This is a genomic window from Lysinibacillus fusiformis, from assembly GCF_003049525.1.
Lineage (GTDB): Bacteria > Bacillota > Bacilli > Bacillales_A > Planococcaceae > Lysinibacillus > Lysinibacillus fusiformis.
This window is the reverse complement of sequence record NZ_PYWL01000022.1, coordinates 1-26,294: the sequence shown is the minus strand read 5'-3', so window position 1 is coordinate 26,294 and position 26,294 is coordinate 1. Positions and strand designations below refer to the sequence as shown.

Here is a 26,294-nt window from a genome sequence, read left to right as displayed (position 1 = left end):
ATGGAATTAGTAGCGAAGGAAATAGAAGTAAAGATAGGAAAGAAGGAAATTGTAAAAAACATCTCCATTCATGTAAACAAGCAGCAATTTGTGGGCTTAATCGGACCAAATGGATGCGGAAAGTCAACTTTACTGAAAAGTATTTATAAAAGCTTAGTGCCACAAAAAGGGATGGTTTTTTTAGATGATTTAGACGTTTTGAAAAGCCCAGAAAAGAAAATCTCACAGCATTTAGGGGTGGTAGGGCAATTCAATGAAATGCATTTTGATTTAACCGTTCAGCAAATGGTGATGTTAGGCAGAACACCTCATAAAAAAATGTTAGAGTCTGATAATCAAAATGATTTTGAAATTGTCGAAGAGGCATTAGCACGCACGAACTTACAAGCTTACAAGGGACGTAGTTTCCTTTCATTATCTGGTGGCGAAAAGCAACGGGTTATTTTAGCGAGAACAATTGCCCAGCAGCCTAAATTTATGATCTTAGATGAACCAACGAATCATCTAGATATTCGTTATCAAATTGAAATACTTTCTTGTGTGAGAAGCTTAAATATTGGAGTGTTAGCAGCACTTCATGATTTAGAAATGGCTGCACATTACTGTGATTATCTTTACGCAGTAAAAGATGGTGAGGTTTATGCGCATGGTACGCCCGAGGAAGTTTTAACACCCGAAATAATAGAAGCTTTATATCATATTAAGTGTCAAACGTTTACTAATCCAGTGACGAATGGATTAGGATTTGCATATGGACTATAGGAGGAGCAACAACATGAAGAAAAAATTATTACTAGGAATTGGTTTGGCCGCTTTATTAACGTTAACAGCTTGCGGTAATACTAGCAAAAATACTTCAGAAGAAGCACAAACAAAAGAGCATTATCCATTAACTATTGAAAACTTTACAAAGGCTGAAGGTGGTTCGACTTGGGACAAGAAAGATCAAGTATTCGATAAGGCACCTGAAAAAATTATGGCAAACACACGCCCAGCAGCAGAATTATTATTGCATTTAGGACTAGGCGATAAAATCGTTGGTGTTGGTGCAAACTTTGGTGCTGTCGATAAATCTGTGGAAGAGGAATACTCAAAATTAAATATATTAAGTGATGAATATGTAGGGAAAGAGGTTACATTAGGAACTAATCCAGATTTAGTATTTGGTCGTGGTGGCTTATTTGATAATGCTGAATGGGGAGTAGGTACAGTAGATTCACTAAACGAAATGGGTATTAAAACATTTGTTTTAGAATCATCAATCACAGGTGGCACGTATGATTCTATTTATAAAGACATCGAAAATATCGGTGAAATTTTCAATGTTCAAGACAAGGCAACTAGCTTCATTAAAGAATTAAAAGATCGACAACAAGGCATTACTTCAAAATTAGAAAGTATTAAAGAAGAAAAAACATTTGCTTATTTGCATACAAATGATCCAAAGGAACTTTTTGTATACCCAGCACATGATGAAACATTCTTTAATGACGCATTTAAAATGGTTAAGCTAGATAATATTTTCAAAGATGAAACAGGAGATGTTAGTGTGGAAACATTAATTGCATCTGATCCAGATGTGTTAATTCTTCCAAACTGGGATGGTTCTGATCTGACAAAAGTTCGTGAAGAAATCTATGCTAACCCTAAGCTTTCGAGCATGAAGGCTATTAAAAACAAACAAATCTATATTGTAGATTACAATTATATGTTTGGTTATGGCTATAATACAATAGATGGTATGGAAGCCTTAGCGAAAGAAATGTATCCGGATTTATTTAAATAAACTGTATTGGAGCTGCCCATTGGTCTATAAAAAAGACATAATAGGCAGCTTTTTTGTTCATAAACAAGGAGGAGAAATGATAGTTTTCTCCTCCTTGTTTGATTACTGTAGAAGCTGCTGTCTATTTAATGTTGTTATTTTTACATTGGTAGAGCTATTGTTCCAGCATATGGTGACAGGATGACGTTGATCAAGATAAAGTAATTGCGTTGAAAGATCTGCTCTTGTCGTTTTAATATCAATAGTATCAAGCAAGTGAGGCGATAGGTTAGGAAATAAGCCTGTTTTAAAAAGAGCCTCTTTTAATGTCCAAAGTTCATAAAAAGCATGTAGAGGCTGATGAAGGGACATATGGAACTCTTGTTTAGATAATGCATAGTGCATAATATCTTTATTCACGGGCTTTATTTCTTCAACATCAATGCCTACTCGCCCGTTTGTTGTTAGGGCCAGAACAATCCAATCACCAGAGTGAGAGAGATTAAAATCGCCTTCCCATTGTTTGTGATTCGCTACAGTTGGACGACCATAAATGTCTTGAGTAATATGGCATACAGCCTTATTCATGAATGGGAGGAGCGCCCACCTGATAAGGGTGTTACCTAGCAAGGCTCTTTGGCGGTCCTGCCATTGCTTGTACTGCCTGATATTTTTTTGGACATGAAAAGGGAGCATTATAGTAAACGCATTCCATTCTTCGGAAGTTAACTGTCCCCCTAATGGGAGTGCAAAAAGCTGTATATCATTTGTGTTCATCGTATATTGACTTGTTTGGGCTCAGGAAAGTAACCTATTTCGATCCCATATTCAATCATTTGATGAATAAGTGCTGTATTTGGTACAGCACATTCAATACTTGCATTTGCTAGAAATTCAATCGTTTTTTTGCAGTTAAAGATAAATGGGGAGTCACTAGCTCCATCACCTTCTAGCTGTGCAATAGCTAAAGCTAAATATTCTTGTACTTCTATAGAATGGTCATCATGTAATAGCCAATTTGTATACTCTTGCTTTGTCATGACTTGTAAATCATAGCCAAACTCCTTTATCATGTCGATTAATTCTAAATAAGTAAGTGATACAGGATTACATAGGTGGAAGACATGTCCATTTGCTGCTGGTTGATTAGCTAGGCATACTAATGCTTGGCTAGCATAATTAATCGGTGTGAAGTCTACATGCCATTGTACGGAAGGTGTTTTACCTAAATAAAGCATAGATTTAATCATTCGGTAAAAGGCGTTATCATTGATATTTCGTTGGAATTTTCCTGTTTCAGAATGACAACTTAAATTACCTACACGATAGATAGAAATAGGAATCGCGTCATGTACAGCATTTCTTACGAGATTTTCTGCTTCCAGCTTACTTTGTGTATAGACACTACGAAGCTGCATATCGTAGTTGAAATCGCCTTTTGCCTCATCTGGTCCCCATTGAATGGCAGCGAGCTCCTCTGGAATGCCGATTGTTGATACATAATGAAAATGAATACCAGGTTTACCCTTTGCCAATTCAAGTAAATAACGGGTCCCATTTACATTAACATTATTAAAATGATCCGTTGCTCCGAAGTGACGTACATCGGCTCCACAGTGGATGATGGCATCGATTTCTTTTATTAGAACCTGTTTATCTTCGCTAGTTAAATGAAGGTTCTTCTTTCCTAAATCGCCTTGAACGACGGTTATTCGATCCTCCATATGTTTAGTCATGTTATGTCCAAAGTAAAATTGCATACTTTCCTTTAGCTTATCCTCTAAAGTGGCCTTTTCACTTGGTCGAATAAGACAATAGATATGTGCTTTTGTTGTCACTAGCAGCTCGTATAATACATGGCTTCCTAAATAACCTGTCGCACCTGTTAATAAAACCGTAGTCATCGGTAACGGCTTCACCGTTTGTGAAACTGGAAGCTTGCTAGGTTCCATCAAATCCTTATAGACAATGTTTTTTGGTGGTGTTTCCACGTCCAGATCTTCAGGCTGATAGTTGCCAATATATTGATCTAATTCAGCAATCGTTTGATATTGGAAAAAATCCTGAATCTTTAGGAACGGTATATGCTTCTTCACTTGTACAAGAATTTCAAGTACTTTTAATGAATGTCCGCCAATGTGAAAGAAGTTATCGTGAATGCCTATTGGACTGTTGCCAAGTACATACTCCCATGCATTCGCTAGTAAATGCTGCGTGTCATTTTCAGGGGCAACGTATAGATGACTCCGTGATAATGATACATCCAATGTGGCCAACTGCTTACGATCGATTTTGCCAGTAGGGGATAATGGCATTTCTAGCAATTCGATGAATCGTTCAGGTACCATATAATCTGGTAAAAGATTGTTTAAGTAGTCTCTTAAAACTTGTTCTTCTAGCTGTATACCATTTGCCGCTGTGTAGTAAGCAAATAAATGGTTTTGGCCGTCAGACATTTTCTTAGCTATGACCACAGATTCCTGAATGATAGGGTGATTGCTTAAAACGGTCTCAATTTCTCCAAGCTCAATACGGAAGCCTCTTACTTTAATTTGTGAATCTTTCCGTCCTACAAATTCAATGACACCACTAGGTAATAGGCGGACTAAATCACCTGTTCGATACATTTTTTGATCTGGTTTAAACAGATGAGGAACAAAGGCCTCTGCTGTTTTTTCAGGTTGATGTAAATATCCTGCTGCTAGGCCAGCTCCTGCAATACATAATTCGCCTGTTATATGAACTGGGCAAAGCTGTTCATCCTTATTCACCACATACATCTCATAATTGGCAATTGGTCTGCCAATAGGAATACTTGATTGCATGTCTGTTAACTGACTTTTTATCTTGAAGTAGGAGGTTAAAACTGTACATTCAGTTGGTCCATAGACATTAATAATTTCTGTAGAATAACCGAATTTTTCTTGCCATTTTTGGACAATAGCAGGCAATAGGGCTTCGCCGCCAACCGATAGATATTGTAGCGTCATCAACTTGTCCCGATAATCTATAGGTAAATGTGTGGCTAGTTGTGTAAAGAAAGCGTTCGGTACAGTTGCAGTTGTTACTTGCTCTCGTGCAATCATATCGGCAAATGCTTCTATTGAAAGACGCTCAATACTTGCGAGCATATGGAGTCTTGCACCAGAAAAGAAAGCGGTAAAAGTCTCTGTTACAGAGGGATCAAAACTGTAAGAAATAAACTGAGAAAATACATCTTCTTCAGTCGAATGGTAAATTCTTTGATTATCTGTTATTAGGTTAATAACGGCTGTATGTTTAAGCAAAACACCCTTAGGTTTACCAGTAGAACCAGATGTATAAATAATATAGGCTAAATCGGATGGAAGTAGGTTACATGGTAAATCCTCTTGTGAAAGGCCACTCTCCATTTGATTGATTGTTAGCACTGTGCGTGATTGGAACTCATTATGTATTAGGTCATTCAGTAAGTCATTATATTCGTTTTTCGTTATGATAAATGGTGCACCAGTATCATGTAAGAGATATTGGCAACGTTCTTTTGGATAACTCGGATCAATAGGAACATAAACACCACCAGCTTTTAGCACGCCTAACAAACTGATGATAGTTTCCTTGCTACGGTCCATAATAATTGCCACATAGTCACCTTTTTGTAGACCATTGGCGATTAGCATATGTGCAACTTGATTAGATTTTTGATTTAACTGACGATAGGTCATCTTGCCATCTTCATAGGAAAGAGCGATACGGTCTGCAAACTGTTGTGCTACTTGATAAAATACTTGCGGTATCGTGATATTTTTATCATAGTCAGCCATTGTACGATTTAATGTTTGATAGGCTAAAGTATCCTCTTCATTTAATAGCTTTGTATGATTGGATAGTAGCGTATCTTGTTTAGAAAAATGCTTTTTAAACTGTGATGTAGGACAATCAAATTCTCGTTTATTATTCAATCATTACAACTCCTATTTTAGAAAAGGGCAGTCACTTATGTAGGAATTTTTAAGTCCTTTAGCTCCAGCAGAAAGTATTCTGTAGAAGCTAAGGGACCAAAAACACCGTATAAGGGCAGCCCTTTCTCTTTTTATTTCACTACAAAGGTATTGACAACATTCAATAATTCTTCAGATAACTCGGATAGTACTTGAGCTTCCTCAGACACTCGCTGTACTGTATTTAGCTGAGAGGCAGAAGTTGCAGCTACTGCTCTTGTACTTTCTTTAGAGTTGATGGAGAAGTCCTCCATATCTTTAACTGCGGAAGTCACTTGTTCCATGCCAGCCGCCATTTCTTCAATAGTTGCGGACAGCTCTTGTATTTGTCCAGTTACATGATGAATAGATGTTAATATTTGACTAAATGATTGTTCTGAATCGTTTATCATGACAATACCATGATCGACTTCCTCTACCGCACGAACCATGACATTCACAGATTCATTTGTATCGTGCTGAATATGAGAAATAAGCGTGGAAATTTCTCGGGCTGAGGCCTCAGACTGTTCAGCTAGCTTACGTACTTCATCAGCTACAACGGCAAAGCCACTGCCAGCTTCTCCTGCACGGGCAGCTTCAATAGCTGCATTTAAGGCTAGGAGATTTGTTTGAGAGGCAATTCCGGTAATAATGCCGACAATTTCTTCAATTTTATTAGAATGATCGCCAAGCAATTTAACAGATGCTGCTGATTGATTGACTGCCTGACTAATCGCATTCATTTGAGCGACAGACTTATTAGTTGATTCATTCCCTCTTTCAGCTTCCTCAGATGCTAAGATAGAAGATTCCGAAATCTGATTGGATGTCATAGCAATACGTTGAATTCCAATACTCATTTCTTCTATTGTAATGGTACTTTCATTGGCTCTTTGAACTTGAAGATCAGCTGCACTCGCAATTTCTTGCATAGAAGATGTCACATTATTATAGGAATCAGAAGTTTCCTGCATGTTCGTAGACAAAATATTGGCTGTGTTTGAAACACGTGCAGATACATTTGTTGTACTCTTAATAACAGTTTTTAAATTTTCAATCATCAAATTAAAGTTTTGCGTAAGCGTTCCTACTTCATCCGTTGAAGTAACTGGTAGAGGATCGAGCTCTAAATTACCTTCTGCTACTTTTTTAGACTGTAGGGAAAGCTGTTGAATCGGTGTTAATTTTTTTCTTAAAAGAGTATACACAGCAATGGATGAACCAATTAAGAAAATAACCGTTACTACCAATGTCCAAAGTGCCTCTGACATAGCCTTGCCAGTTACCATCGAAACGTCATAATCAATAGCATATGCAGCTAGCATAGTTCCATCATCATCTAAAATTGGTGTAAGGCCAGTTTTATAGCTACCAAACTCATCACTATAGATATCTGTAGCTGTAGCTTCTTTTGTCTCAAAAACTTCTTTAATTCTCGCTAGGAAATCAGGTGATAAACCCATAGCAATCATGTCCTGATTATACTCAGCACCTAGTTCAAGTATACTAGAAGATAGGACAGGTGCATTAATATTTTCACCATCAACTGTAATTAAAAAGAGATTGGTAATGCTATCTGAATAATCATTAATAGCATCCATTTCCTTCGTCAGTCGAATTGCATCAGAGTTACTATCTGAAGGATTATCTAAGATTGATTTCAATGTGTTCACATCAATTGTTTTGGCTAAGATCATACCTTTGTCATCAAGCGATTGATTCATATCTGTTAAATTACTATTTCTTACTATATAATAAGAAAGCCCTAAAGTAACTAACCCAAACAGTAATAAAATACTTACCATTATAACGGTTATTTTTTTACTAATGGACATATGCTGCTTCTTACGTTTTTTCATGCTTTTCCTCCTAATTATATTATACCGATTATTTCATGTTAAGGATGAGAAATGGGTATTGTTATCGATGAAATAAAAGCTAATTCAATGTAAAGTCTAGATGTCATTCATAGAATTCCAGATGCATTCTCAATAAATATGTACCAGTGAAAAATAATCTAATTATCCCCTAACAATAAACTACTATACTGCCAAAAAAAATGATTCACAACCCAGAAAACTTACTATTTGCAGTGTAGATTTAAATAGGTAAACGAAGATATTTAGTGTTATAGTCTATATATTTTGTAGCTTAGACAATATTTTTATGAAAATTCAAAGGGTAAATAATATAAAAAACAAGTATGCTCAAAACTGAGTCAATTTTAGTTTAATTAAAATTTGGCTAAAATCTTATTTTTTTATTTCTCTTTAAGTCTTTTTACCTATTAAGGAATGTCATTTCTTCTAGAAAATGCTATTGCCGTTCTTTGTTATTATTATGGAAATAAAATATAAATATGTAAAAAAAGGCTTTTCTTTATTCGTAAAAGAACAAAGAGAAAGCCTTTTATTTTTTATGGCTGTCTAGGGTTGCCGATAATACCTGGCAAGATGTTTGGGAGTCCCGGCAATAATGGAGGTGGGAAGCCCGGGAATTGTCCCCCAGGAAACGGCGGATATGGCCTTGGTGGTTGTGGTGGATAAGGCTGCGGAGGATATGGTCTTGGTGGTTGTGGTGGGTAAGGCTGCGGAGGATATGGTCTCGGTGGTTGTGGCGGATAAGGCTGTGGCGGATAGGGTCTTGGTGGGTACGGTTGCGGCGGATAAGGTGGCGGATAGGGTGGTGGATAGGGCGGTGGATAGGAGTTGCCAGGAGGTGTTCCTGTACCAGCAGCCGTTATTTGGCTAACATCAACAGTCACCAATTGACCGTTATCTAATTGGATTTCGGCTGTTCTTCCTCCTGTTCCAAATGTTCGAATCAATGTACCTGAATAAGTCCCAGTAGGTAGTGTCACCCATATTTTCATACCTGGACGGAATTGACTGTTAAAATCTTCAGGAGCCAATCTAGGATAAACCAATGAAACACACCTTTCTTCATTTTTCTTTAACATATGCCTACCTACTGTGAATGTTATAGGCTATAGGCTAATTGATAATGAAGTGTGAGATTGTTATAAAATATAACAATTTTCATTATAATAGGGGAAAAGAGCTAAAGGATGTTTAGTAAATGGCAATCATAAAAATAAAAAAAATCAAACTAAAAAATTTACGGAATGTACGACATGGTGAGGTTACTTTAGCAGTTAGCTTCGAGACCTTTTTACAAGCAAATGTGGTTGGACTTTACGGACAAAATGGCTCTGGGAAGACAACCATTGTAGATGCATTTGGTTTATTGAAGACCCTTATTTCAGGTTGGCTTGCTGAAGTGAAGCTACCCTCGCAAGAAAAGCGGTTAATTTTAGCGGGTGAGGATACAGCCAGTCTCGATTTTGAATTTTTAGTTGAGAATCAATTTGGTACGTTCTTTGTCCATTATTATGTGGAGCTGCAGGAGGATCAGCATCGGCTCTATACAACACTGGAACGACTGACGTATAGAGAAAATGACAAGGGAAAACGGTCAAAGGTGTTAATGGCTATGACAGAGAAAGGTATCCAAATACGTAACTCAAATTTGCCTGATATGAGTGAACAAGCACGTATTCAATTGCTTGTTATTCAGCAATTAGCAAGAAAGGAATATAGATCTTTTCTTTTCCATAAGGATTTGAAGCCATTATTACAGGAACGGTTGACCGAACAAGAGATTCAGCTAATCAAAAATATAGCCGTTGATTTTAATCGAGATTTACATGTAGTGAATAACCAAAATATTGCCCCGTTATTTGAAGAACGGATTATGCCATTTAGTATCCATTTAGAGAAAACAAGAGGGCAAATTCCATATGACTTAAAGGGTCCTGCCTTATTGCCTGAGGATGAATTCTATGCTTTATGTGAAGTGATTGAACAGAGTAACCGAGTGCTAGCTGCTATTATTCCAGGTCTGACTATTAAAATCAATATTATTACAAAGCAGACAATGGATGATGGGGGACAAGGCATCCGTTTTGAATTTTTATCGCAGCGTGGAGAGCAAGAATTACCCTTGCGAACAGAGTCAGAAGGGATATTGAAGATCATTTCGATTCTTAGTGTATTGATTGCCGTATATAACAATCCAAACGCTTGTGTCGTTATTGATGAATTAGATTCAGGCGTTTTTGAATATTTGCTAGGTGAGTTGTTAACAGTGATAGATGAGGATGGAAAAGGACAGCTTGTTTTCACATCCCATAATCTACGAGTGTTAGAGGTGCTAGCTATTAAAAATTTATGGTTCACGACAACGAATGAAAATCACCGTTATATGCAGCTAAAGGGTATTAAAGAAATAAATAATGCTAGAGATGTCTACTTGAGAGCTATTCAGCTTGGTGGACAGGATGAAGAGGTTTATAAAGAGACCAAAACATTTAAAATTAAACGTGCTTTTCGTAAAGCAGGTGTGCAGCATGACTAAAAAGGTACTTTTAATCATTGTTGAGGGGCAGACAGAGCAAATTATTTTAGAGGATTATTTGGATACTTACTTCGCGGATACAACGATACGTTTTGATGTCCAGCGTGAGGATGTATTGACAAAATGGGATGCCCATAAACGCATTCCCAATATAAAAAACAGTGTTATCCGTGTAATCCAGAGTTATTTAGATAAATATAAATTTTTAGCGAAGGATTTAACTGCTGTTATTCATATAACAGATGCAGACGGTTGTTTTATTGCACCAGAATGCGTCAAGGTCGATGAGAATATCGAGCAAAAATTGTTTTATACAGAGGATGCCATTTTAGTGAAGTCCGATAAGCGTAAAGAGCAAATTGAACAGCGCAATGAGATGAAGGCGAGGAATGCCAGAATCTTAATTGCGAATGACCATTTTAGTATTAATCGCTTGAAAGTGCCTTATCAATTATTTTATTTCTCTACAAACTTAGAACATGTACTATGGGATGAACGTAATGAAATCCCAACGGAGAAAATCCACAAGGCAGATGAGTTTATAGAAAATTTGTCTGGTACGATCGAAGAATATTTAAAGGCTTATTTGCCAGTCGATGCTGAACTACCCTATAGGGAAAAAATGAAAAAAAGCTGGTCGTTTTTAATGGAAGGAAGCCATTCATTACAGCGAGGAACGAATGTACCTCTTTTATTTGAAATGATAAAAACAAATGTACAATAAAACAGGTGACGTATGTTGTTTCGTCACCTGTTTTTGTTTTGTACCTTTTAATGCGTTTGTTCATAGCTACGAATATGAGCTAAAATGGCTGGGTCTTTCATTTTAGTATCTTCACTTAGCATTAAAAGCTTTGACATAATTTCAGCTGTTCGTGGATCATCATCCACCATAGGTAAGAATATGCGTCCACGATGCTGAGATGGGACTGCGACAATTGGTATCATCGAACCACCGACTTGATGGGCCACGCCGCTGCCTAAATGCACGGAATAGCTTGCTAATTTACCTTCAATAAGGACATGTTGTTTCTTCACTTCTACGTTGGAGAGCTTTAATAATTTTGCCAATTCCTCAACAATAATAGTCCGCATTTCAACAGTAGAATGACTGGCCTCAGGGTCGACACCACCAACATGGGCAACGCTGACAACGAGGTCCATATCCCGCATAACCTCAGAGAAGATTGCAGTTGGAATATCATCTAAGACGATATCTTTTCCTGTTAAACGATCGTAGAAATAAACACCTTCGACTGCAGGTGCTTCGATTTCTGCTGGAGTAAACCAGTCTGCCTGCGCATACAAGGATGCCACAATATTTTCTTTGTAATACACCTTACGAGGTCCAGTTTCATAACTAATTTGCCAGCCTCGTGTTTTTAGCAAGGCTACTGTTTGAGATGGATTGACTTGATGTCCCGCATAACGCAATGATTGTTTTAAACCTTTTTCGTCTGCATTTATAAGATATAGCTCACGGAACACTTGTTTAAATGGCTGTTGTATTTTGTGTTCGAACATATAGGCCTGCCATTGTCTCCATTGACCACTTTCAAGAAGATGGTAAGGGTGAGCAATCATTAAGGGTGTTGTCGGAGCAAGATTCACGACATTACCTGATAGTACCTGTAAACCCTCTGGTGTTATCATCCCAACATGCTCGCCGCTAATAAAGACAAGCTTTTGTAAAAGCGGGGCTAGAATCGGGTGAGCTAACAAATTAATTAGCTCTTCCGCTGAAAACTTGGTTTCTAATGTCATTGCCTGCTCTAGTGCTGGACGTGCACGTTTATATTGTTCTTGTAAATCTTTACGAGCTTCTTGAAGAGTAACAACGTCAGCATGCTTTTTTAAAGCAGCAGGTATGTTTTTTAGACGTTTACCATCTTTTTCAACGATTATTGTAATAGCGGCATCTTCTTCAATTTGTAAATGCGCTGTTATTTGTTCGATAGGCTGTGCTTTAAATAAATGCTGAATATCGTTAAAGGCTGATAATTCCATTCGCCATATGAAGCGAGTAGCTTCTCCGTCCCCAGCGTTGCGGGCTAAATTTTCTAGTGCAATACTAGCTGCTCGTGATTCACTTGCCCTACGTTGAGCTCCAAATTGTTTACTTTCCTTTAAAAACTGTTGAATAAATTGGTAACGATGTAGAGCATCTTTGTCATCTGTTGTTTTTAACGGAATAAGTCCAAGTGCACGCAGTTTATCTTTATTGCGCTTTTCCTGAATTTCTTTCATTAATGGCTTTGGACTAAGTGTGCCAATGGCTGTATCTGCATAAAGCTGAGCACGACGGTGGTTGGCTCCTTCTGAAGCGTATTTCGCCGCATCATATACAAGTTTAAACTTCTTAGAGCCCAGTGTTTGATAAGCACTTTGGAACCATGCTAAATCAAAGGCGCCATCACGAAAATCTTCTGCCGTTATACTGGAGAAGAGGGCAATTTGATCTTTGGCAAAGTCTGATAAAGAATCTGTAGTATGGGCAATAAAATACCAAGCAGATTCCTTTAGTCCTTCCCAGCCAATCACCTCGCTGACAAGGTCAATCCAATGCTGGTTATACATCATAGCTTCAATTAAACGCTCTTTAGAAATCTCTGTTTTTTGCCATGCTTCTTTTAACTGCTGTGCGGTTTCTTCTTTTTGAGGATAGCAGCTAGTTAAAAGGCGAGAGAAGACATCTTTTTTCGTCTCTGCCTGCCATATATAACCTCGTGAAAGCTTTTCACCATCAAGTGCCTGTAAAATTTGCAGGAAATAATCGATTCCTTCAAAGTAAGAAATGCTACTAGCAAGCTTGGTAACAGCTGTCGGAGTATCGCCACGCTTTAGCTCGATAGCTAAGATGCGATCGATCGCTTGATTACGAATGGCAAGGAAATCAGCTAAGTCTTCAAAAGATTGATAGCGATCCAACAGTTTACTTGGTTCAGTAAATATTTCTGAGGCAAGAGTGTTCGTAAAAATAGCTTCATATAAATGGTTTTGCGTCAATAAGCCAACTTTAAATGCATCTAAATATTGGAATAATGATAGATCGTAGAGACTTGGGCTATAATTTTCTTTTTGCATACGCTTTGTCAGCTCTTCGTTAATGGCAAGCATTTTAGCATAGCCTTCATAAGTTGCGTAATTAGATAGTCGATCGACAAATGCCTCAATAATATCTAAGTCGATAATTGTAGAGGTAGATTGATAGTAGTAATAGCCTTTATCTCTTACATCCACTCGCCACTGATCAGCAGGGATTTGATGTAATAGCTGAAGCACGATACCGGTTGCCTGTTCAAAGCTATTAAATGCTGGTGCATGTCGTTCAAGTAATGAAACTGCTTCTTTATGCAACAATGTCTCTCCTGAAATATTTTTGATATCTTGCGACAAAACTGAAAAGATTTGCTGAAGCGTATAGTGATATTTCAAGGAGTTAAATTGGGCAACATATTTTTTCATTTCCTCATATTGAAAGAAAGGTTTTATAAGAATATGGGCTGCTTCAGAAAGGTCATGAGTAGCAGGGTATTCTGATAGATGATTATAAAAGTTGAAATAAGCTAAGTCTTCACCGCTAAAAGATGATGATTTAATCCATTGAACAATGGCCTCTGGTATAGGATAAACATCTAAACTGGCATTTCGCTGACTGTCTGTTTTAGAGGCCAAGATACTGTATTTTTGCCCTAAAGTAGTCAACATTTTAGTGTCATTCCATTGATAAGTTTCATATTCAAAATTAGCATATTCATCAAGTATTTGAATAAGTTGTTCTAGCTTGGAGAGAAGCTTATCTAAATCATATTGAAAGAATTTTTCAATAGGTGTAGGTGTTTGTACATATAAAGGTACAAGCTGTTGCCAAGGTTCCTCACCATTCATTTTGATCGCGCTATTGGCAATGCGATCGTATGGAATAGGAGCATGTGGTGTATATAAACCAAAGCCATTGCTTTCGTTATATTCGGGTACATCTCTTGCTACTAATTGTTCTAATAGTACTTGTTCATTTTTTGTTATCTTTGGTAATAGGGAGCATAATTTCGTAATTTGCTCGCTCGCTAAATTGTAGTCCTTAGATGCCTCTAACAATAATTCAAGACCACCAAGCCTCTTTAGCTGCTTACTGTCTTTTATTAATCGTTCAGCACTTTCCAATATATGATCCTGTGGTTGAATTTTCAAGAGTGAAATAGCTTCTTTCCGCAGAGCCCCAGATTTATTGGCTAAAAGATCCTCGATTTTTGTTATTTCTTCTTTGGTTGGTGTCAATGCATGTATTTTCTTTAATGCAAGGGAACGATTGATAGAGCTTCGATCTCGTAATGAATTGAATAGAAATTCACGCTGTCCTTGTGTGATTGGATCCAGACAATAAATATTCAATAAGCCGATCCTACTTGATGGTGGATAAGCATCTGCATGCGCGATGATTCGTTGGAATAACTCTTCATCTTGTAGATAATACGCAAGTACAATTTGTGTTGAAATTAAGTCTTCGAATGACAAGTGAACAAAGACAAAAGATAGAGGCTTGCCTGTAATGGATAACCCATCTTTGGTCATTTCATTTTTTGCCCATTCAAGCTGTTCAAATAATGCATATTCTATGCCCTGTAGCTGTGTATTGTCTTTCATGAAGCTTTGAAGTGTTTTATCCCATTCATTATCTCTTGCATATTCACTATTGATATAGTGGTTGGCATGAAGGAAATTATCCCATGCAAATGCAAAAATTTCGATATCCTTCGTTGTTACAATTAATTCCTTCACGAAAGGCGCTGTAAAGGATATTTTTGATAGGTTTTTCAAAAAAGCTAATGTTGTAAGCTGAATATGCTTGTCTCGCTGTAAGAGATCGGCCAACAGCACATCTAGCTCCGTATAATCTTTTGTCGAAGTCGCCCATAATGCAACGTAAATATCAATGGTCCGTTCACTTTTTAGCAACTGTTCAGTGAAATGGTCGTCTTCCATCGCTTGGATGGCTAAGGACAAAACTTCCTCCGTTATTTTTTGATTTTCGAAGCTACTATAGCCAAGCCCCATCCATGTATCGACCGCTCGTATAACAGAGGAGAACCTTGTTAGTTGATGTTCCTGAATAAGTTTCATCATGTAGAGCTGTGCATCAAGATTCCCGTGGTCAATATTTTCTACAATTGCTTGTCGAAGCCCTTCTTGACGTGCAGCCGCTACTAATAATTTTCCAAGCGCTTCATGCATCCGACTATTGCTTGATTTAAAAATGCCACGAATGAGTGGATGACCGAAAAAGTTACTGCGGTGCTCATCAAATAAAATACTCTCTACTTTATCTTCAATGAATGGATTTTCTAAGGATAATTCTTCAGCAAGCAATTGCTCAAAGACATGAAAGCCCATTACTTTTTCATTTTCGTTTTTCAATACATAGGAGCTATAGTTCGGGTAGGTACCATGCTCATATTGGCTATGGTGAGCTAGTAAATCCTCCAGACTAATTTCTTCAAATGTCAGCATTTCTTCTATTAATTGTAGACATTGAAAAAGATGATCTTGTACGGGCTGTGCTGAACGAAATGATCGACGTAACATATCAGTTTGGAACATCGTAGCATCAAAACGTAAAGCTAGTTTCTTAATGTGGAGCGCGCGTTCCTGTGAAGAAAATAATATAAGCACTTCTAATAATTGTCCGCTAAACAGCTCCTCTAGTGATTGAACATGCTGTTCTGTAATAAGCTTTTCAATATCGTAATCACGATTGTCCATATACTTTAATAATGCGGCTGCTAATGGCTGTATTGTTGACGGTGCCGTGTCAACTATACTTTGAAAATGTGTTTTTTGTTCATGTGATAGTGTCATGAGACATTCCTCCTTACCAAATTCGTCCTGCAAGCATGGTTAATCTAATAAATGTAAAAACATCGTCTTCCTGTACAGTTAGTGGCGAGTTAAGCGAATCTAGAGACTCCTCATTGTGAAGTACTAAGAAAAGCTCATCTTGAAAAGCTTGAAGCATTGTAGAGACAGCTTGGTCTACTGGCTGGAATGAATCACTTTTTTTCTCTCCAAAATGGACCTTGCCATGCTGAGCCGCATCATCTAATTGCTGATCGGTGAAATAGAGATGGAGTGGCGTATCAACCATTTTCTCGTTATATTGTTGTACCTGTTGTGTGACAAGTTTAATAAGTAAATCTTGTAAATTTATGACAGGTTCTTCAATGAAAAATGGAATCTGTTGAAGCTTACGTGATTTCTTACCGATTCCTTTTTGTTGGTAAAATAAACGCAATCTAACACCTCCTTACAATAATTTCATTATACAAGAGTGATAACTATGAAAAGAATAAGGCATCCGACGCTAGTTGCATAATTATTTTTGGGAAATGTGTAACAAAAAATAGCATGTTACGGATTATTAGTAAGGTAGAAAGAGGGGGTAGGCTTGCTTAAAGATCTGTTGAAAATAGAACGTTTGTACGATTATTTTTATAGGGGTATGTATCAATTTGCGCTCTATAATATAAATACTATGGAAAGCAGAGGATATTACACAAGAAAATTTTTCAGGCTACTTCTACTATATAGAGAGTAATAGAAAGTGAACGCTTGTGTGGAAAATATAACGAAATGATGATGCTAAAACTATTATAAAGGATCTTTTATTCGCCAAATCTATAAAGCTAGAAGATTAGAAAATAAACCACGGTAACATCCTTTGCTACTTTGATGAATGGATTTTTATGTGGTTTCTAGAAAGACATTATTTCTTTTCTTATCTCATAAACTTTATAGGTATGATTTATCAAGCTAGAAGGAGGCAAGATCATTCAAATACATGTTGTACGGGCTGGCGAGTCTTTATGGGGTATTGCGCAGGCGTATGGGACTACGGTTCAAAGTATTGTAGATGCCAATCAAATTCCAGACCCAAATCGTTTAGTTGTGGGGCAAGCTCTTGTGATACCTATTGTTGGTAGCTTTTATTATGTACAGCCAGGAGATAGTTTATGGTCAATTGGACAACGCTTCGGTATTAACTATGTAACACTTGCGCAAGTCAACGGTATTAACCCAAATCAACCATTAGCTGTTGGGATGAGATTATATATTCCGCAACCACCAAAAACAAGAGCAGAAACATTAGCATACTTAGAGCCAAGAGGTACTTCGGTTAGTGAGGTACTTTTAAATCAAGCTAGGGAAGCGGGTCCCTATTTAACATATTTAGCTTTATTTAGCTATGAAGCCAGACGGGATGGCACCTTACGGATACCGCCTAGTCAAGGTGTAACTCAAATTGCGGATGATACTGGGGCTTCATTGGCAATGGTCGTTACGAATCTGGAGAATTTCAGTTTTAGTGGAGATCTGGCGAGAGATATTTTTCAAAGTACAGCTGTTCAGGATTTACTCTTTGATAATATTCTTGCGGAGGCTAGAAAGCTAGAGGACGTTAAGGATATCCATTTTGATTTTGAAAATTTACCAGGTGATCAACGAGAAGCCTATAACAATTTTTTAAGAAGAGCGGTGGAGAAATTCCATGCTCAAGGATACACGGTATCTACTGCTTTAGCTCCAAAAACAAGTGCAAGTGATCGAGGTCCATGGACTGCGGGGCATGATTATAGGGCACATGGTGAGATAGTGGACTTTGTTTTATTAATGACCTATGAATGGGGTTATTCTGCGGGACCCCCAATGGCCGTTTCCCCACTTCCTGAAGTGGAGGCCGTTGTCAAGTATGCAGTGAGTGAAATACCTGCCAGCAAAATTATGCTAGGACAAAATTTATATGGTTATGATTGGACATTACCATTTGTTCAAGGGGGCCCATTTGCTGAAGCATTGAGTCCTCAACGAGCTATTGAGATTGCCAAACGTTATAATGCGGCAATTCAATATGATTGGAGAGCACAAGCTCCGTTTTTTGAATACTATGATGAACAGGGTAGAGCGCATATTGTATGGTTTGAAGATGCAAGATCCATTCAAGCTAAATTTAATCTAGTCAAACAATATAATCTTCGTGGCATTGGCTATTGGAAATTAGGATTACCTTTCCCTCAAAATTGGGTATTAATTGGTGCTAATTTTGATGTGGTGAAGAAATGAAACGAGGCAGAAGAATAGGGTTTACCCATTGTATTTTCTTTTGATTTGGAAATTATATGTAAAAATGTTTCTAAATATCGGAAACTATATTATAATTATGGCAAATAGTATTTTAGGAGGGATATTTTGGGTAAATTTAAAAAGTTAGGAATAATTCTAACGTCAACAGCATTTTCTGTTGGTATTTTAGCACCAATATCGCAAGCATCAGCAAATGTAAAGGAAGGATCGGAGCGTATTGAAATTCAGGTAGCTTCAACTGAAACAAAAATTACAAAAAATATGCTAATAAAAAAGCTACGATCACTATTTCCGGAAGAGTTCAAATTTGTAGCGGATCAAGACTTTAATTCTGGACCAGGACACTTCTATAGAGATGATACAACGGTTCGATATGAACTAAATTTCTATAAAACAATTAAAGGTAAAGACGTACATGGTAGCTTTGTATTTAAGGGCGATGATTTAGAATTAGAAAACTTTTATTATCAGCCTGCAAATATAGCAGAGGCAATCTATCCAGCAAAGTATTCTGAGAATGAGGCACAAAAAATTGCACAAAAATTCCTGGGTAAATTTGCAAATGCTGATAATTACAAACTTCGTGATAATTATAACGAATATGGTTTTAATATGACGAGACCGTTATCAGAACCGATTACTTACTCCTATGTCTATTCACCAATTTATAATGGGGTTCTTATTGGAGATCAAAGTATTACTATTAATGTTCTGGCAAATGGTGAGGTTACGGGGATGTCTAGTAATGCAGAGTCTATTAGTAAAGCTTCCTTTGATAGTTTAGATCAAAAAAAGAAAGAGGAGGATATGCTGGCACAAGTTCGTGATAATTTAGCTGTCGAACTTCGTTATTATATTGATTATGACTACAGATCTGATCAACGTAATGTGAAGCTTGTTTATGCACCTGCCACAGGGTTCAATGGTGTACATGCTCTAAATGGGCAATGGCAGACAGCAAATGGTTTCACTGAACAATTGCCGAAGACAAAGAGCATTGAAAAAATTTCAGCACAACCATTACCACCAAGAAAGAACGGTATGACGGCAACTGAGGCTGAAGAATTCGCAAAAAATTTCTTAAAAGTTGATGAGAGTAAAGCAAAGCTTACGATCGATTTAGTAGATGAAAGAGAAAATGACAATGGTGAGACGATCTACTCTGTAAACTATACGTATATGTATGGCAATGGTGGATCTGGTAGCTCTTTAGAAATTAATAAGGCGACAGGTGAACTAGTTCAGTATCATGACCTATCGAGAGATTTTTTAATAAATAACAAAGTAAACGCAATTTCTAAGGACGCTGCATTGAAGAAGGCAACTGATTACTTGAAGGAATGGGCACCTTCATATTTACATGAATATTCAATGCCAATCGAGGATGCCGTATTCGATCAATATAGTAAGGAGTATTACTTCACCTTCCCACGCATTATGAATGGTATTGCAGTTGTAGGAGATGGCTTACATGTAGGGATTGGCTCTGATGGATCTTTACGCTCACTAAGTGTATATAAGCAAAAGATAGATAACTGGCAGCCTATTAATAATGTTATATCCGCTGACAAAGCAAAAGAAGCTTATAGCAAAGCACTTACATTGCAACTGCAATATGTAAAACAAGATTCAGAGAGTAAACTCCATTACGATTTGGTGTATGCACCTACTTACAATGGAAGTTTATATAACCAAATTGATGCTATTTCTGGTGAATGGTTAACGAATGTAGATGACTCAAAAGAGAAGCCAGCTATTTCTCATCCAACAGCTGCCAAAGAGTTAAACTATTTATTCAACCAAAATGTGTTAGATGTAAAAGATATAGCAAACTTTAATGCGGACGCTGCTGTAACAAAAGGAGAAGCATTGAAAATTTTATTGCACTCCTTAACTTACGGGTACTATGGCAATGGGGATGGGGAAAAGCAATCCTTCAACAATATTGATAAAAAACATCCGCTCTATGGGGTAGTGGAGCAAGCTGTTAAAATGGGCATTATTCAGCCTGCTAATCAATTTGCATTAGATGCTACTCTAACTCGCCAAGAGTTCGCAGAGTGGTCAATCAAACTATTACAATTAGACAATGTTGCTAAATATAAAGATATTTATAAATTAAACTTTGCTGATGCATCTTCAATTGATCCAGCGTATACAGGCTATATTGCTTTAGCAAATGGTATAGGTCTAATTGATGCACAGCAAAATAACTTTAATGCTACGAAGAGTGTGTCATATGCTGATTTGGCTGTCTCGACAGTTCGTTTAGCAAAGGCTATTCAAGAAAATAAAGTTGATCGCAATTTCTATTATTAGTTGAATGTCATGAAAAGGGCATTTCCTCATTTGAGGAGATGTCCTTTTTTGGTTAGTTTATAGCAGAATGGGGAAATAATATGAAAAGAAAGGAGTGTACAATTGGATGAAATTAAAATTATTATTAGCGATTTCTTTCGTAATGGTTATCCTTTATGGCTGTAATAAAGATGAGGTAAAGGATGTGCCTACTAATGCGCCAGCAGATCAGAATGCTTCACAACAGACTGGTGATACGCCTACAGACCAAGTGACATTCAATTTTTTAGAGTTTTCATTGGATGTTGATTATTCTGCAACGGAGTCATATGAGGTAGAGTATGAAAATAAAAAATCAGGAATTTCAGCGAAGTTACAGGATGATCGACAAAATGTAAAGTTACAAGGTGATGAAGCCTATACAAAACTAGAGCCGTTATTTAAGCAGTTAAATTTTGATTCTACCACGCCAAATGATGAAGTGATTGATCAAGTAATTAAAGTTTTTAATATTGAAGATAACTATCAGTCCATTGAAGTCGAAGTAGAGTTTATGGACGGAAATGAAAAGGAATTTAAACGACTACCTTAAAAATGAGACAAGCCAGCTAAACAAGCGTTAGCTGGCTTATACATGTATAAACGTTAACGTTCCCAATGTCGATGCTTTGAAAGGAATTGAATAAAAGAAGGTAAGTTATTCGCAACCCCATTTTTATTGGCGATATGCGGTAAAACCGATACATTTTTAGCAAGGCCAATTGTTTTAAAGTGCTGGTAGGCTTCTTCAATAAATTGCTCTGCTTTAATTTGTTGATGGGAATCATGGTAGGAACCAGTTACATAAATTCCATCATAAAGTACGGACGAAGCAGTGGCAAAAGTTTCATGAATCTCAAAGCCATTTAGTAAGCCCTGTTTTGTACTAATTAATTCTACTACTATATTTTTGCTCAAAAGTGTAGCAATCAGGTCATTTAGGTTTTCCTCCGTATTTTCTGCTACGATCACGGCTACTTTAAAAGTTTTTACACTTTCTATAGCATTCAAGATTTGGCTAACAGCAGGGGAGGTTTGCATAGTATGAGGGACCTCTACGTGTACGGGAGGTACAATACCAATATTATCTGCAATTGCTGTTGCAAGTGTATGGCTGACATGGGCAAACATATCGACAACTTGTTTTCGAATGGCTTTATTTTTTACTTTACCAAGCTCAAAGCTAAAGGCATTGATGATATGTTCCTTTTCAATATCGGTCATACTCAACCAAAATAACCTAGCTTGTGTAAAATGGTCCTTGAAACTTTCACTGCGTGCGCGTACTTTATGACCCTCTACTTTTTCCTCATAATGTGTATAGCCACCTTCTGCCTCAGGAACGGGGTATGGTGTGTTATCAGCTAAGGAATTTTTATGGTAGCTAACTTGCCCAACATTAATCGTTTGTCGACCATAGCCATCTCGCTGATTATTATGGAAAGGACAGATAGGCTTATTAATAGGGAGCTCATGAAAGTTTGGGCCTCCGAGTCTTATTAACTGTGTATCTGTATAAGAAAATAAGCGGCCTTGTAATAAAGGGTCATTTGAGAAGTCAATGCCAGGTACAACATGCCCTACATGAAATGCAGCTTGTTCTGTTTCAGCAAAAAAGTTGTCCACATTTTTATTAAGCGTCATTTTGCCAAGGATACGGACAGGAACCTCTTCCTCGGGCCATATTTTTGTAGCATCGAGAATATCGAAACTAAATTTAAATTCATCTTCATGCGGAATAAGCTGCACGCCAAGCTCCCATTCTGGATAATCACCACGTTCGATGGAATCCCATAAATCTCTGCGGTGGAAATCAGGATCTTTACCAGCTATGATCTGTGCCTCATCCCATACTAACGATTTAACACCAAGAACTGGCTTCCAATGAAACTTAACAAAATGGGATTTTCCTTCGGCATTGATGAAACGATAGGTATTCACACCGAAGCCCTCCATCATTCGGTAGCTTCGTGGAATCGATCTATCCGACATATGCCACATAACCATATGGGCAGATTCCTGATTGTTCGCAATAAAATCCCAAAATGTATCATGGGCACTTTGAGCTTGAGGAATTTCGTTATTTGGTTCGGGCTTTACTGCGTGTACGAAATCGGGGAATTTAATAGCGTCTTGTATAAAAAATACCGGAATATTATTTCCGACCAAATCATAGTTACCTTCCTGTGTATAAAATTTTGTAGCGAAGCCACGTGCGTCACGGACAGTATCGGCTGAGCCTCTTGAGCCTGCAACGGTAGAGAAACGAACAAAGACTGGTGTTTTAGTTCCTTTACCATTTAAAAATTGTGCTTTTGTAATGTCACTTGCACATTCATAGGTTTCAAAAATCCCATGTGCTGCCGATCCACGTGCATGTACTACTCTTTCTGGAATACGTTCATGATCAAAGTGCGTCATTTTTTCACGAAAATGAAAATCCTCTAGTAAAGTAGGACCTCGATCACCAGCTTTTAAAGAATGTTCATCCTCTGATATTTTTAGTCCTTGATTGGTTGTGAGTGGTTGATTTTTATCACTTACTCGGAATGCTTCTAATTGTTGTTGTTTTTGATTGATTTCTTTTTTCATATATAGAATCCTCCTTTATAAGTTACAACTTCCTTCTACCCGCAGAGGATGTTCACAAACATTTTCAGCTAATGAGTAGCATACGAAACAAAATGATTGCTGATTAAAAATGGATATGTTATTATTATCTCGAATTAAAGATAATTAAATTCGAAATAAGTGAGGGAGTCGTATGAAGGAAGACAATCGTAACTTAAAAGCATTTACGGTCTTGTTCCGAGCATATCAAACGATTCAGGAAGCAACAAAAAGGGATTTACTTCAATTTGACTTAAATCAAACCGAATTTTCGGTCCTTGAATTTCTGTATCATCGTGGAGAGCAGCCCATTCAAGTGATCGGCAAAAGAATATTAATTGCAAGCAGTAGTATTACGTATGTAATTGATAAGCTTGAACAAAAAGGCTATGTATATCGCAAATCATGCCCTAGAGATCGACGTGTCACTTATGTATTGCTTACAAATGAGGGACAGACCCTAATGGAAGAGATTTTCCCTAAGCATGAACAAAAAATAAATGAGATATTTCAAGTATTGGGACCTCAAGAGCTGGATACAATGATTTTGTCCCTAAAAAAGGTTGGCAAAAATGCGAATGAACAGTAAAAAAATTTTAAATAAATATCTCGATTTCGAGATAATGGGAGGAGAATTTTTATGAATCATTTAAAAGGTGTACACCATGTAACGGCTATTACAAGCAGTGCTGAAGAAAATTATAAATTCTTTACCTATGTATTAGGAATGCGCTTAGTGAAGAAAACAGTAAATCAGGATGACATTCAAACATACCATTTATTCTTTGCGGATGATAAAGGGAGTGCTGGTACAGATATGACGTTTTTTGATTTCCCTAACATTCCAAAAGGTGTACATGGTACAAATGAAATTTCAAAGACTTCCTTCCGTGTGCCAACAGATGCTTCTTTAGACTATTGGGAAAAGCGCTTTGACCGATTACATGTAAAACATACAGGTATAAAAGAACAGTTTGGTAAAAAAACATTATCATTTGTGGATTTTGATGATCAGCAGTATCAGCTTATTTCTGATGAGCATGATACAGGTATCGCATCAGGTACGCCATGGCAGGATGGGCCTATCCCACTTGAATTTGCTATTACAGGTTTAGGGCCAGTATTTGTTCGTGTAGCTGATTTTAATTACTTTAAAGATGTGTTAGAAAAAGTAATGTTATTTACAGAGATTGGGGAGGACGGACATTTCCACCTATTTGAAGTAGGTGAGGGTGGCAATGGAGCGCAAGTGATTGTAGAACACAATACTGTGTTACCAGTAGCTCGCCAAGGTTTTGGTACGGTTCACCATGCGGCCTTTCGTGTAGAGGATCGTGCAGTATTAGATGAATGGACTGCACGTTTTGAAAGCTTCGGTTTCCACACATCTGGCTATGTAAATCGTCATTTCTTTGAATCCTTATATGCACGTGTAGCGCCACAAATTTTATTTGAGTTAGCAACAGATGGGCCAGGATTTATGGGAGATGAACCGTATGAAACGTTAGGAGAAAAACTTTCATTACCACCATTCCTAGAACCAAAACGTACACAAATTGAAGGACTTGTTCGCCCTATAGATACTGTAAGAAGCTCCATTACGTTCGATAAAGAATATGAGTAATATTTTTAATTCAGTAGAGAAATTTTTTCTCTACTGAATGGTTACATATTGAATTGGAGGTTTATTGAATGGAATTTTCCAAATTGATTGATAAGCGTCGCTCGGCGAACAATTTTTTAACGGACGTTAAAATGACTGAGGAAGATATACGCCCAATTTTAGAGGATGTCAAACTTGCTCCATCGGCCTTTAACTTACAGCATGCCAATTACATCGTTGTGTTGGATGAGGCTATGAAGGAAAAAGTAAGAGAAGCTGCATATGGTCAATATAAAGTGCATTCAGCTTCTGGAGTCATTCTTGTATTAGGTGATAAAAAAGCGTATAAAAATACGGCAGAACTAAGTCAAGGTATGGTCGATTTAGGGATTATCACAACGTATGAGTTAGAAGAAATAGTTGCTGAGAATACTCACTTTTATGAAGACCGCGGCGAGGAATTTATGAAAGATGAAGCGATTCGAAATGCATCTTTGTCAGCCATGTTATTTATGCTAGCTGCGAAAAATCGTGGCTGGGATACTTGTCCAATGATTGGCTTCGATAATCAAAAAATGCGTGAGCTTTTCAATGTACCAGAAGAGCAAGAAATAGCGCTCATGATTACGATTGGAAAAGAAAAAGAAAGCAGTCGTCGTTTACGTGGTTATCGTAAGCCAGTTGAAGAATTTGCCATTTATTATTAAATTGGTATAAAATACAATAGTTATTTAAATACTAAGAATTATGTACATTTAGGAGGAAACATCGTGAAAGTAGTAGCCATCGTAGGGAGTATCCGTAAAGAATCTTATAATATGCAATTAGCTCAATTTATTGAAAAACGTTATACAGAGAAATTGGATCTAGAAGTGTTAAGTCTGAAGGATTTACCAATGTACAATCAAGATATCGAAAATGAAGCACCACAAGCAGTTCTTGATTTTAAAGCAAAAGTAAAGGCTGCAGATGCAGTGTTATGGGTAACACCAGAATATAATGGAACTGTTCCAGGTGTCATGGTCAATGCAATTGATTGGTTATCTCGTGTAGATAAAGTAATGATTGGCAAACCATCTATTATTATGGGTGCATCAATGGGGAATCTAGGTACTGTAAAAGCACAATTACATCTACGTGATATTTTATTCTCACCTGGCATTAACTCACCATTACTAAGCGGCAATGATGTTTATATTGGTGCTGTGCATACAAAATTTGATGCAGAAGGTAATTTGACAGATGAAGGTACAGTGAAATTCTTGGATGTAGTCATCGATAACTTCTTAAACTGGGCAAAAAAATACATTTAAATTAAAAGCTAACCCATGAGTATAATGAACTGAACCCTATAAAGTAGACAGTTTAATAAAAGACCATTTGCTACATTAAACAGCGATTAAATGACTTCGGTATGCTGCCGGAGTCATTTTTTTTAACGTCCATTGCTTTCTTGTATTGTTGT

General features: G+C 37.2%; 19 protein-coding genes. 11 read left to right on the top strand and 8 right to left on the bottom strand.

The window, feature by feature from the left end; all coding sequences use genetic code 11:
- Together C9J29_RS23220 and C9J29_RS23215 are read left to right on the top strand one after the other, a co-directional pair.
- The gene (locus tag C9J29_RS23220) at window positions 1–762 is read left to right on the top strand and encodes an ABC transporter ATP-binding protein (protein WP_089987153.1); all 762 of its coding nucleotides are present in this window, start codon (window positions 1–3) and stop codon (window positions 760–762) included.
- Window positions 763–775: 13 nt separating this feature from the next.
- On the top strand, window positions 776–1,786 hold the full coding sequence (locus C9J29_RS23215; protein WP_090003192.1) for an ABC transporter substrate-binding protein: 1,011 nt from the start codon (window positions 776–778) through the stop codon (window positions 1,784–1,786).
- Between the two features lie 102 nt (window positions 1,787–1,888).
- Here C9J29_RS23215 and C9J29_RS23210 read toward each other — a convergent pair whose 3' ends face one another.
- From C9J29_RS23210 to C9J29_RS23195, 4 genes are all read right to left on the bottom strand, one after another.
- A complete protein-coding gene (locus tag C9J29_RS23210) occupies window positions 1,889–2,461 on the bottom strand; it encodes a 4'-phosphopantetheinyl transferase family protein (protein ID WP_371861950.1) in 573 nt (190 codons plus the stop codon).
- Between the two features lie 77 nt (window positions 2,462–2,538).
- A complete protein-coding gene (locus tag C9J29_RS23205; RefSeq protein WP_107922864.1) occupies window positions 2,539–5,706 on the bottom strand; it encodes a non-ribosomal peptide synthetase in 3,168 nt (1,055 codons plus the stop codon).
- A 131-nt stretch (window positions 5,707–5,837) separates the two neighbouring features.
- Entirely contained in the window at window positions 5,838–7,586 is a 1,749-nt protein-coding gene (locus tag C9J29_RS23200) for a methyl-accepting chemotaxis protein (RefSeq protein WP_008176967.1), read from the bottom strand.
- Window positions 7,587–8,143: 557 nt separating this feature from the next.
- The gene (locus C9J29_RS23195) at window positions 8,144–8,686 is read right to left on the bottom strand and encodes a hypothetical protein (RefSeq protein ID WP_237068913.1); all 543 of its coding nucleotides are present in this window, start codon (window positions 8,684–8,686) and stop codon (window positions 8,144–8,146) included.
- 119 nt (window positions 8,687–8,805) lie between these two features.
- Between C9J29_RS23195 and C9J29_RS23190 the strand changes: the two genes are divergently transcribed.
- The gene (locus C9J29_RS23190) at window positions 8,806–10,143 is read left to right on the top strand and encodes an AAA family ATPase (protein ID WP_090003195.1); all 1,338 of its coding nucleotides are present in this window, start codon (window positions 8,806–8,808) and stop codon (window positions 10,141–10,143) included.
- On the top strand, window positions 10,136–10,867 hold the full coding sequence (locus C9J29_RS23185) for a hypothetical protein (RefSeq protein ID WP_008176961.1): 732 nt from the start codon (window positions 10,136–10,138) through the stop codon (window positions 10,865–10,867). Before C9J29_RS23190 ends, C9J29_RS23185 begins: the two co-directional genes overlap by 8 nt.
- Window positions 10,868–10,914: 47 nt before the next feature.
- Here C9J29_RS23185 and C9J29_RS23180 read toward each other — a convergent pair whose 3' ends face one another.
- Complete coding sequence (locus tag C9J29_RS23180) at window positions 10,915–15,999, bottom strand: DUF4132 domain-containing protein (protein WP_107922863.1); 5,085 nt, start codon at window positions 15,997–15,999, stop codon at window positions 10,915–10,917.
- A gap of 13 nt (window positions 16,000–16,012) precedes the next feature.
- Window positions 16,013–16,432 carry a hypothetical protein gene (locus C9J29_RS23175; protein ID WP_089987147.1) on the bottom strand — a complete coding sequence of 140 codons (420 nt, stop codon included), beginning with the start codon at window positions 16,430–16,432 and terminating at the stop codon, window positions 16,013–16,015.
- 653 nt (window positions 16,433–17,085) lie between these two features.
- Between C9J29_RS23175 and C9J29_RS23170 the strand changes: the two genes are divergently transcribed.
- From C9J29_RS23170 to C9J29_RS23160, 3 genes are all read left to right on the top strand, one after another.
- On the top strand, window positions 17,086–18,258 hold the full coding sequence (locus tag C9J29_RS23170; protein WP_008176956.1) for a glycosyl hydrolase family 18 protein: 1,173 nt from the start codon (window positions 17,086–17,088) through the stop codon (window positions 18,256–18,258).
- Between the two features lie 126 nt (window positions 18,259–18,384).
- Window positions 18,385–20,598, top strand: coding sequence for a YcdB/YcdC domain-containing protein (locus C9J29_RS23165; RefSeq protein ID WP_089987146.1), 2,214 nt, complete (start codon window positions 18,385–18,387; stop codon window positions 20,596–20,598).
- A gap of 106 nt (window positions 20,599–20,704) precedes the next feature.
- Window positions 20,705–21,169 (top strand): YusW family protein, encoded by a 465-nt coding sequence (locus tag C9J29_RS23160; RefSeq protein WP_008176953.1) that lies wholly within the window; start codon window positions 20,705–20,707, stop codon window positions 21,167–21,169.
- Between the two features lie 53 nt (window positions 21,170–21,222).
- Here the strand turns inward: C9J29_RS23160 and C9J29_RS23155 are convergent, their stop codons facing one another.
- Window positions 21,223–23,208: a catalase gene (locus C9J29_RS23155; RefSeq protein ID WP_089987145.1), complete on the bottom strand. Its 1,986-nt coding sequence runs from the start codon at window positions 23,206–23,208 to the stop codon at window positions 21,223–21,225.
- A 172-nt stretch (window positions 23,209–23,380) separates the two neighbouring features.
- Between C9J29_RS23155 and C9J29_RS23150 the strand changes: the two genes are divergently transcribed.
- The 4 genes from C9J29_RS23150 to C9J29_RS23135 all read left to right on the top strand — a co-directional run bounded on the left by C9J29_RS23150 (window position 23,381) and on the right by C9J29_RS23135 (window position 26,142).
- Complete coding sequence (locus C9J29_RS23150) at window positions 23,381–23,815, top strand: MarR family winged helix-turn-helix transcriptional regulator (protein WP_008176948.1); 435 nt, start codon at window positions 23,381–23,383, stop codon at window positions 23,813–23,815.
- 51 nt (window positions 23,816–23,866) lie between these two features.
- Window positions 23,867–24,850 carry a ring-cleaving dioxygenase gene (locus C9J29_RS23145; protein WP_008176947.1) on the top strand — a complete coding sequence of 328 codons (984 nt, stop codon included), beginning with the start codon at window positions 23,867–23,869 and terminating at the stop codon, window positions 24,848–24,850.
- A gap of 68 nt (window positions 24,851–24,918) precedes the next feature.
- Window positions 24,919–25,536: a nitroreductase family protein gene (locus tag C9J29_RS23140; RefSeq protein WP_008176945.1), complete on the top strand. Its 618-nt coding sequence runs from the start codon at window positions 24,919–24,921 to the stop codon at window positions 25,534–25,536.
- Window positions 25,537–25,599: 63 nt separating this feature from the next.
- Entirely contained in the window at window positions 25,600–26,142 is a 543-nt protein-coding gene (locus C9J29_RS23135) for an NADPH-dependent FMN reductase (RefSeq protein WP_025117582.1), read from the top strand.
- A 75-nt stretch (window positions 26,143–26,217) separates the two neighbouring features.
- On the opposite strand, the gene C9J29_RS25100 is transcribed toward C9J29_RS23135, so the two are convergent.
- The coding region (locus C9J29_RS25100; RefSeq protein WP_336603300.1) for an IS3 family transposase at window positions 26,218–26,294 on the bottom strand (77 nt) is incomplete at its 5' end.

Coding starts and splice junctions, on each gene's coding strand:
- C9J29_RS23220 (WP_089987153.1), top strand. CDS start 1: ATGGAATTAGTAGCGAAGGAAATAGAAGTAAAGATAGGAAAGAAGGAA.
- C9J29_RS23215 (WP_090003192.1), top strand. CDS start 776: ATGAAGAAAAAATTATTACTAGGAATTGGTTTGGCCGCTTTATTAACG.
- C9J29_RS23210 (WP_371861950.1), bottom strand. CDS start 2,461: ATGCTCCCTTTTCATGTCCAAAAAAATATCAGGCAGTACAAGCAATGG.
- C9J29_RS23200 (WP_008176967.1), bottom strand. CDS start 7,586: ATGAAAAAACGTAAGAAGCAGCATATGTCCATTAGTAAAAAAATAACC.
- C9J29_RS23195 (WP_237068913.1), bottom strand. CDS start 8,686: ATGTTAAAGAAAAATGAAGAAAGGTGTGTTTCATTGGTTTATCCTAGA.
- C9J29_RS23190 (WP_090003195.1), top strand. CDS start 8,806: ATGGCAATCATAAAAATAAAAAAAATCAAACTAAAAAATTTACGGAAT.
- C9J29_RS23185 (WP_008176961.1), top strand. CDS start 10,136: ATGACTAAAAAGGTACTTTTAATCATTGTTGAGGGGCAGACAGAGCAA.
- C9J29_RS23180 (WP_107922863.1), bottom strand. CDS start 15,999: ATGACACTATCACATGAACAAAAAACACATTTTCAAAGTATAGTTGAC.
- C9J29_RS23160 (WP_008176953.1), top strand. CDS start 20,705: ATGAAATTAAAATTATTATTAGCGATTTCTTTCGTAATGGTTATCCTT.
- C9J29_RS23155 (WP_089987145.1), bottom strand. CDS start 23,208: ATGAAAAAAGAAATCAATCAAAAACAACAACAATTAGAAGCATTCCGA.
- C9J29_RS23150 (WP_008176948.1), top strand. CDS start 23,381: ATGAAGGAAGACAATCGTAACTTAAAAGCATTTACGGTCTTGTTCCGA.
- C9J29_RS23145 (WP_008176947.1), top strand. CDS start 23,867: ATGAATCATTTAAAAGGTGTACACCATGTAACGGCTATTACAAGCAGT.
- C9J29_RS23140 (WP_008176945.1), top strand. CDS start 24,919: ATGGAATTTTCCAAATTGATTGATAAGCGTCGCTCGGCGAACAATTTT.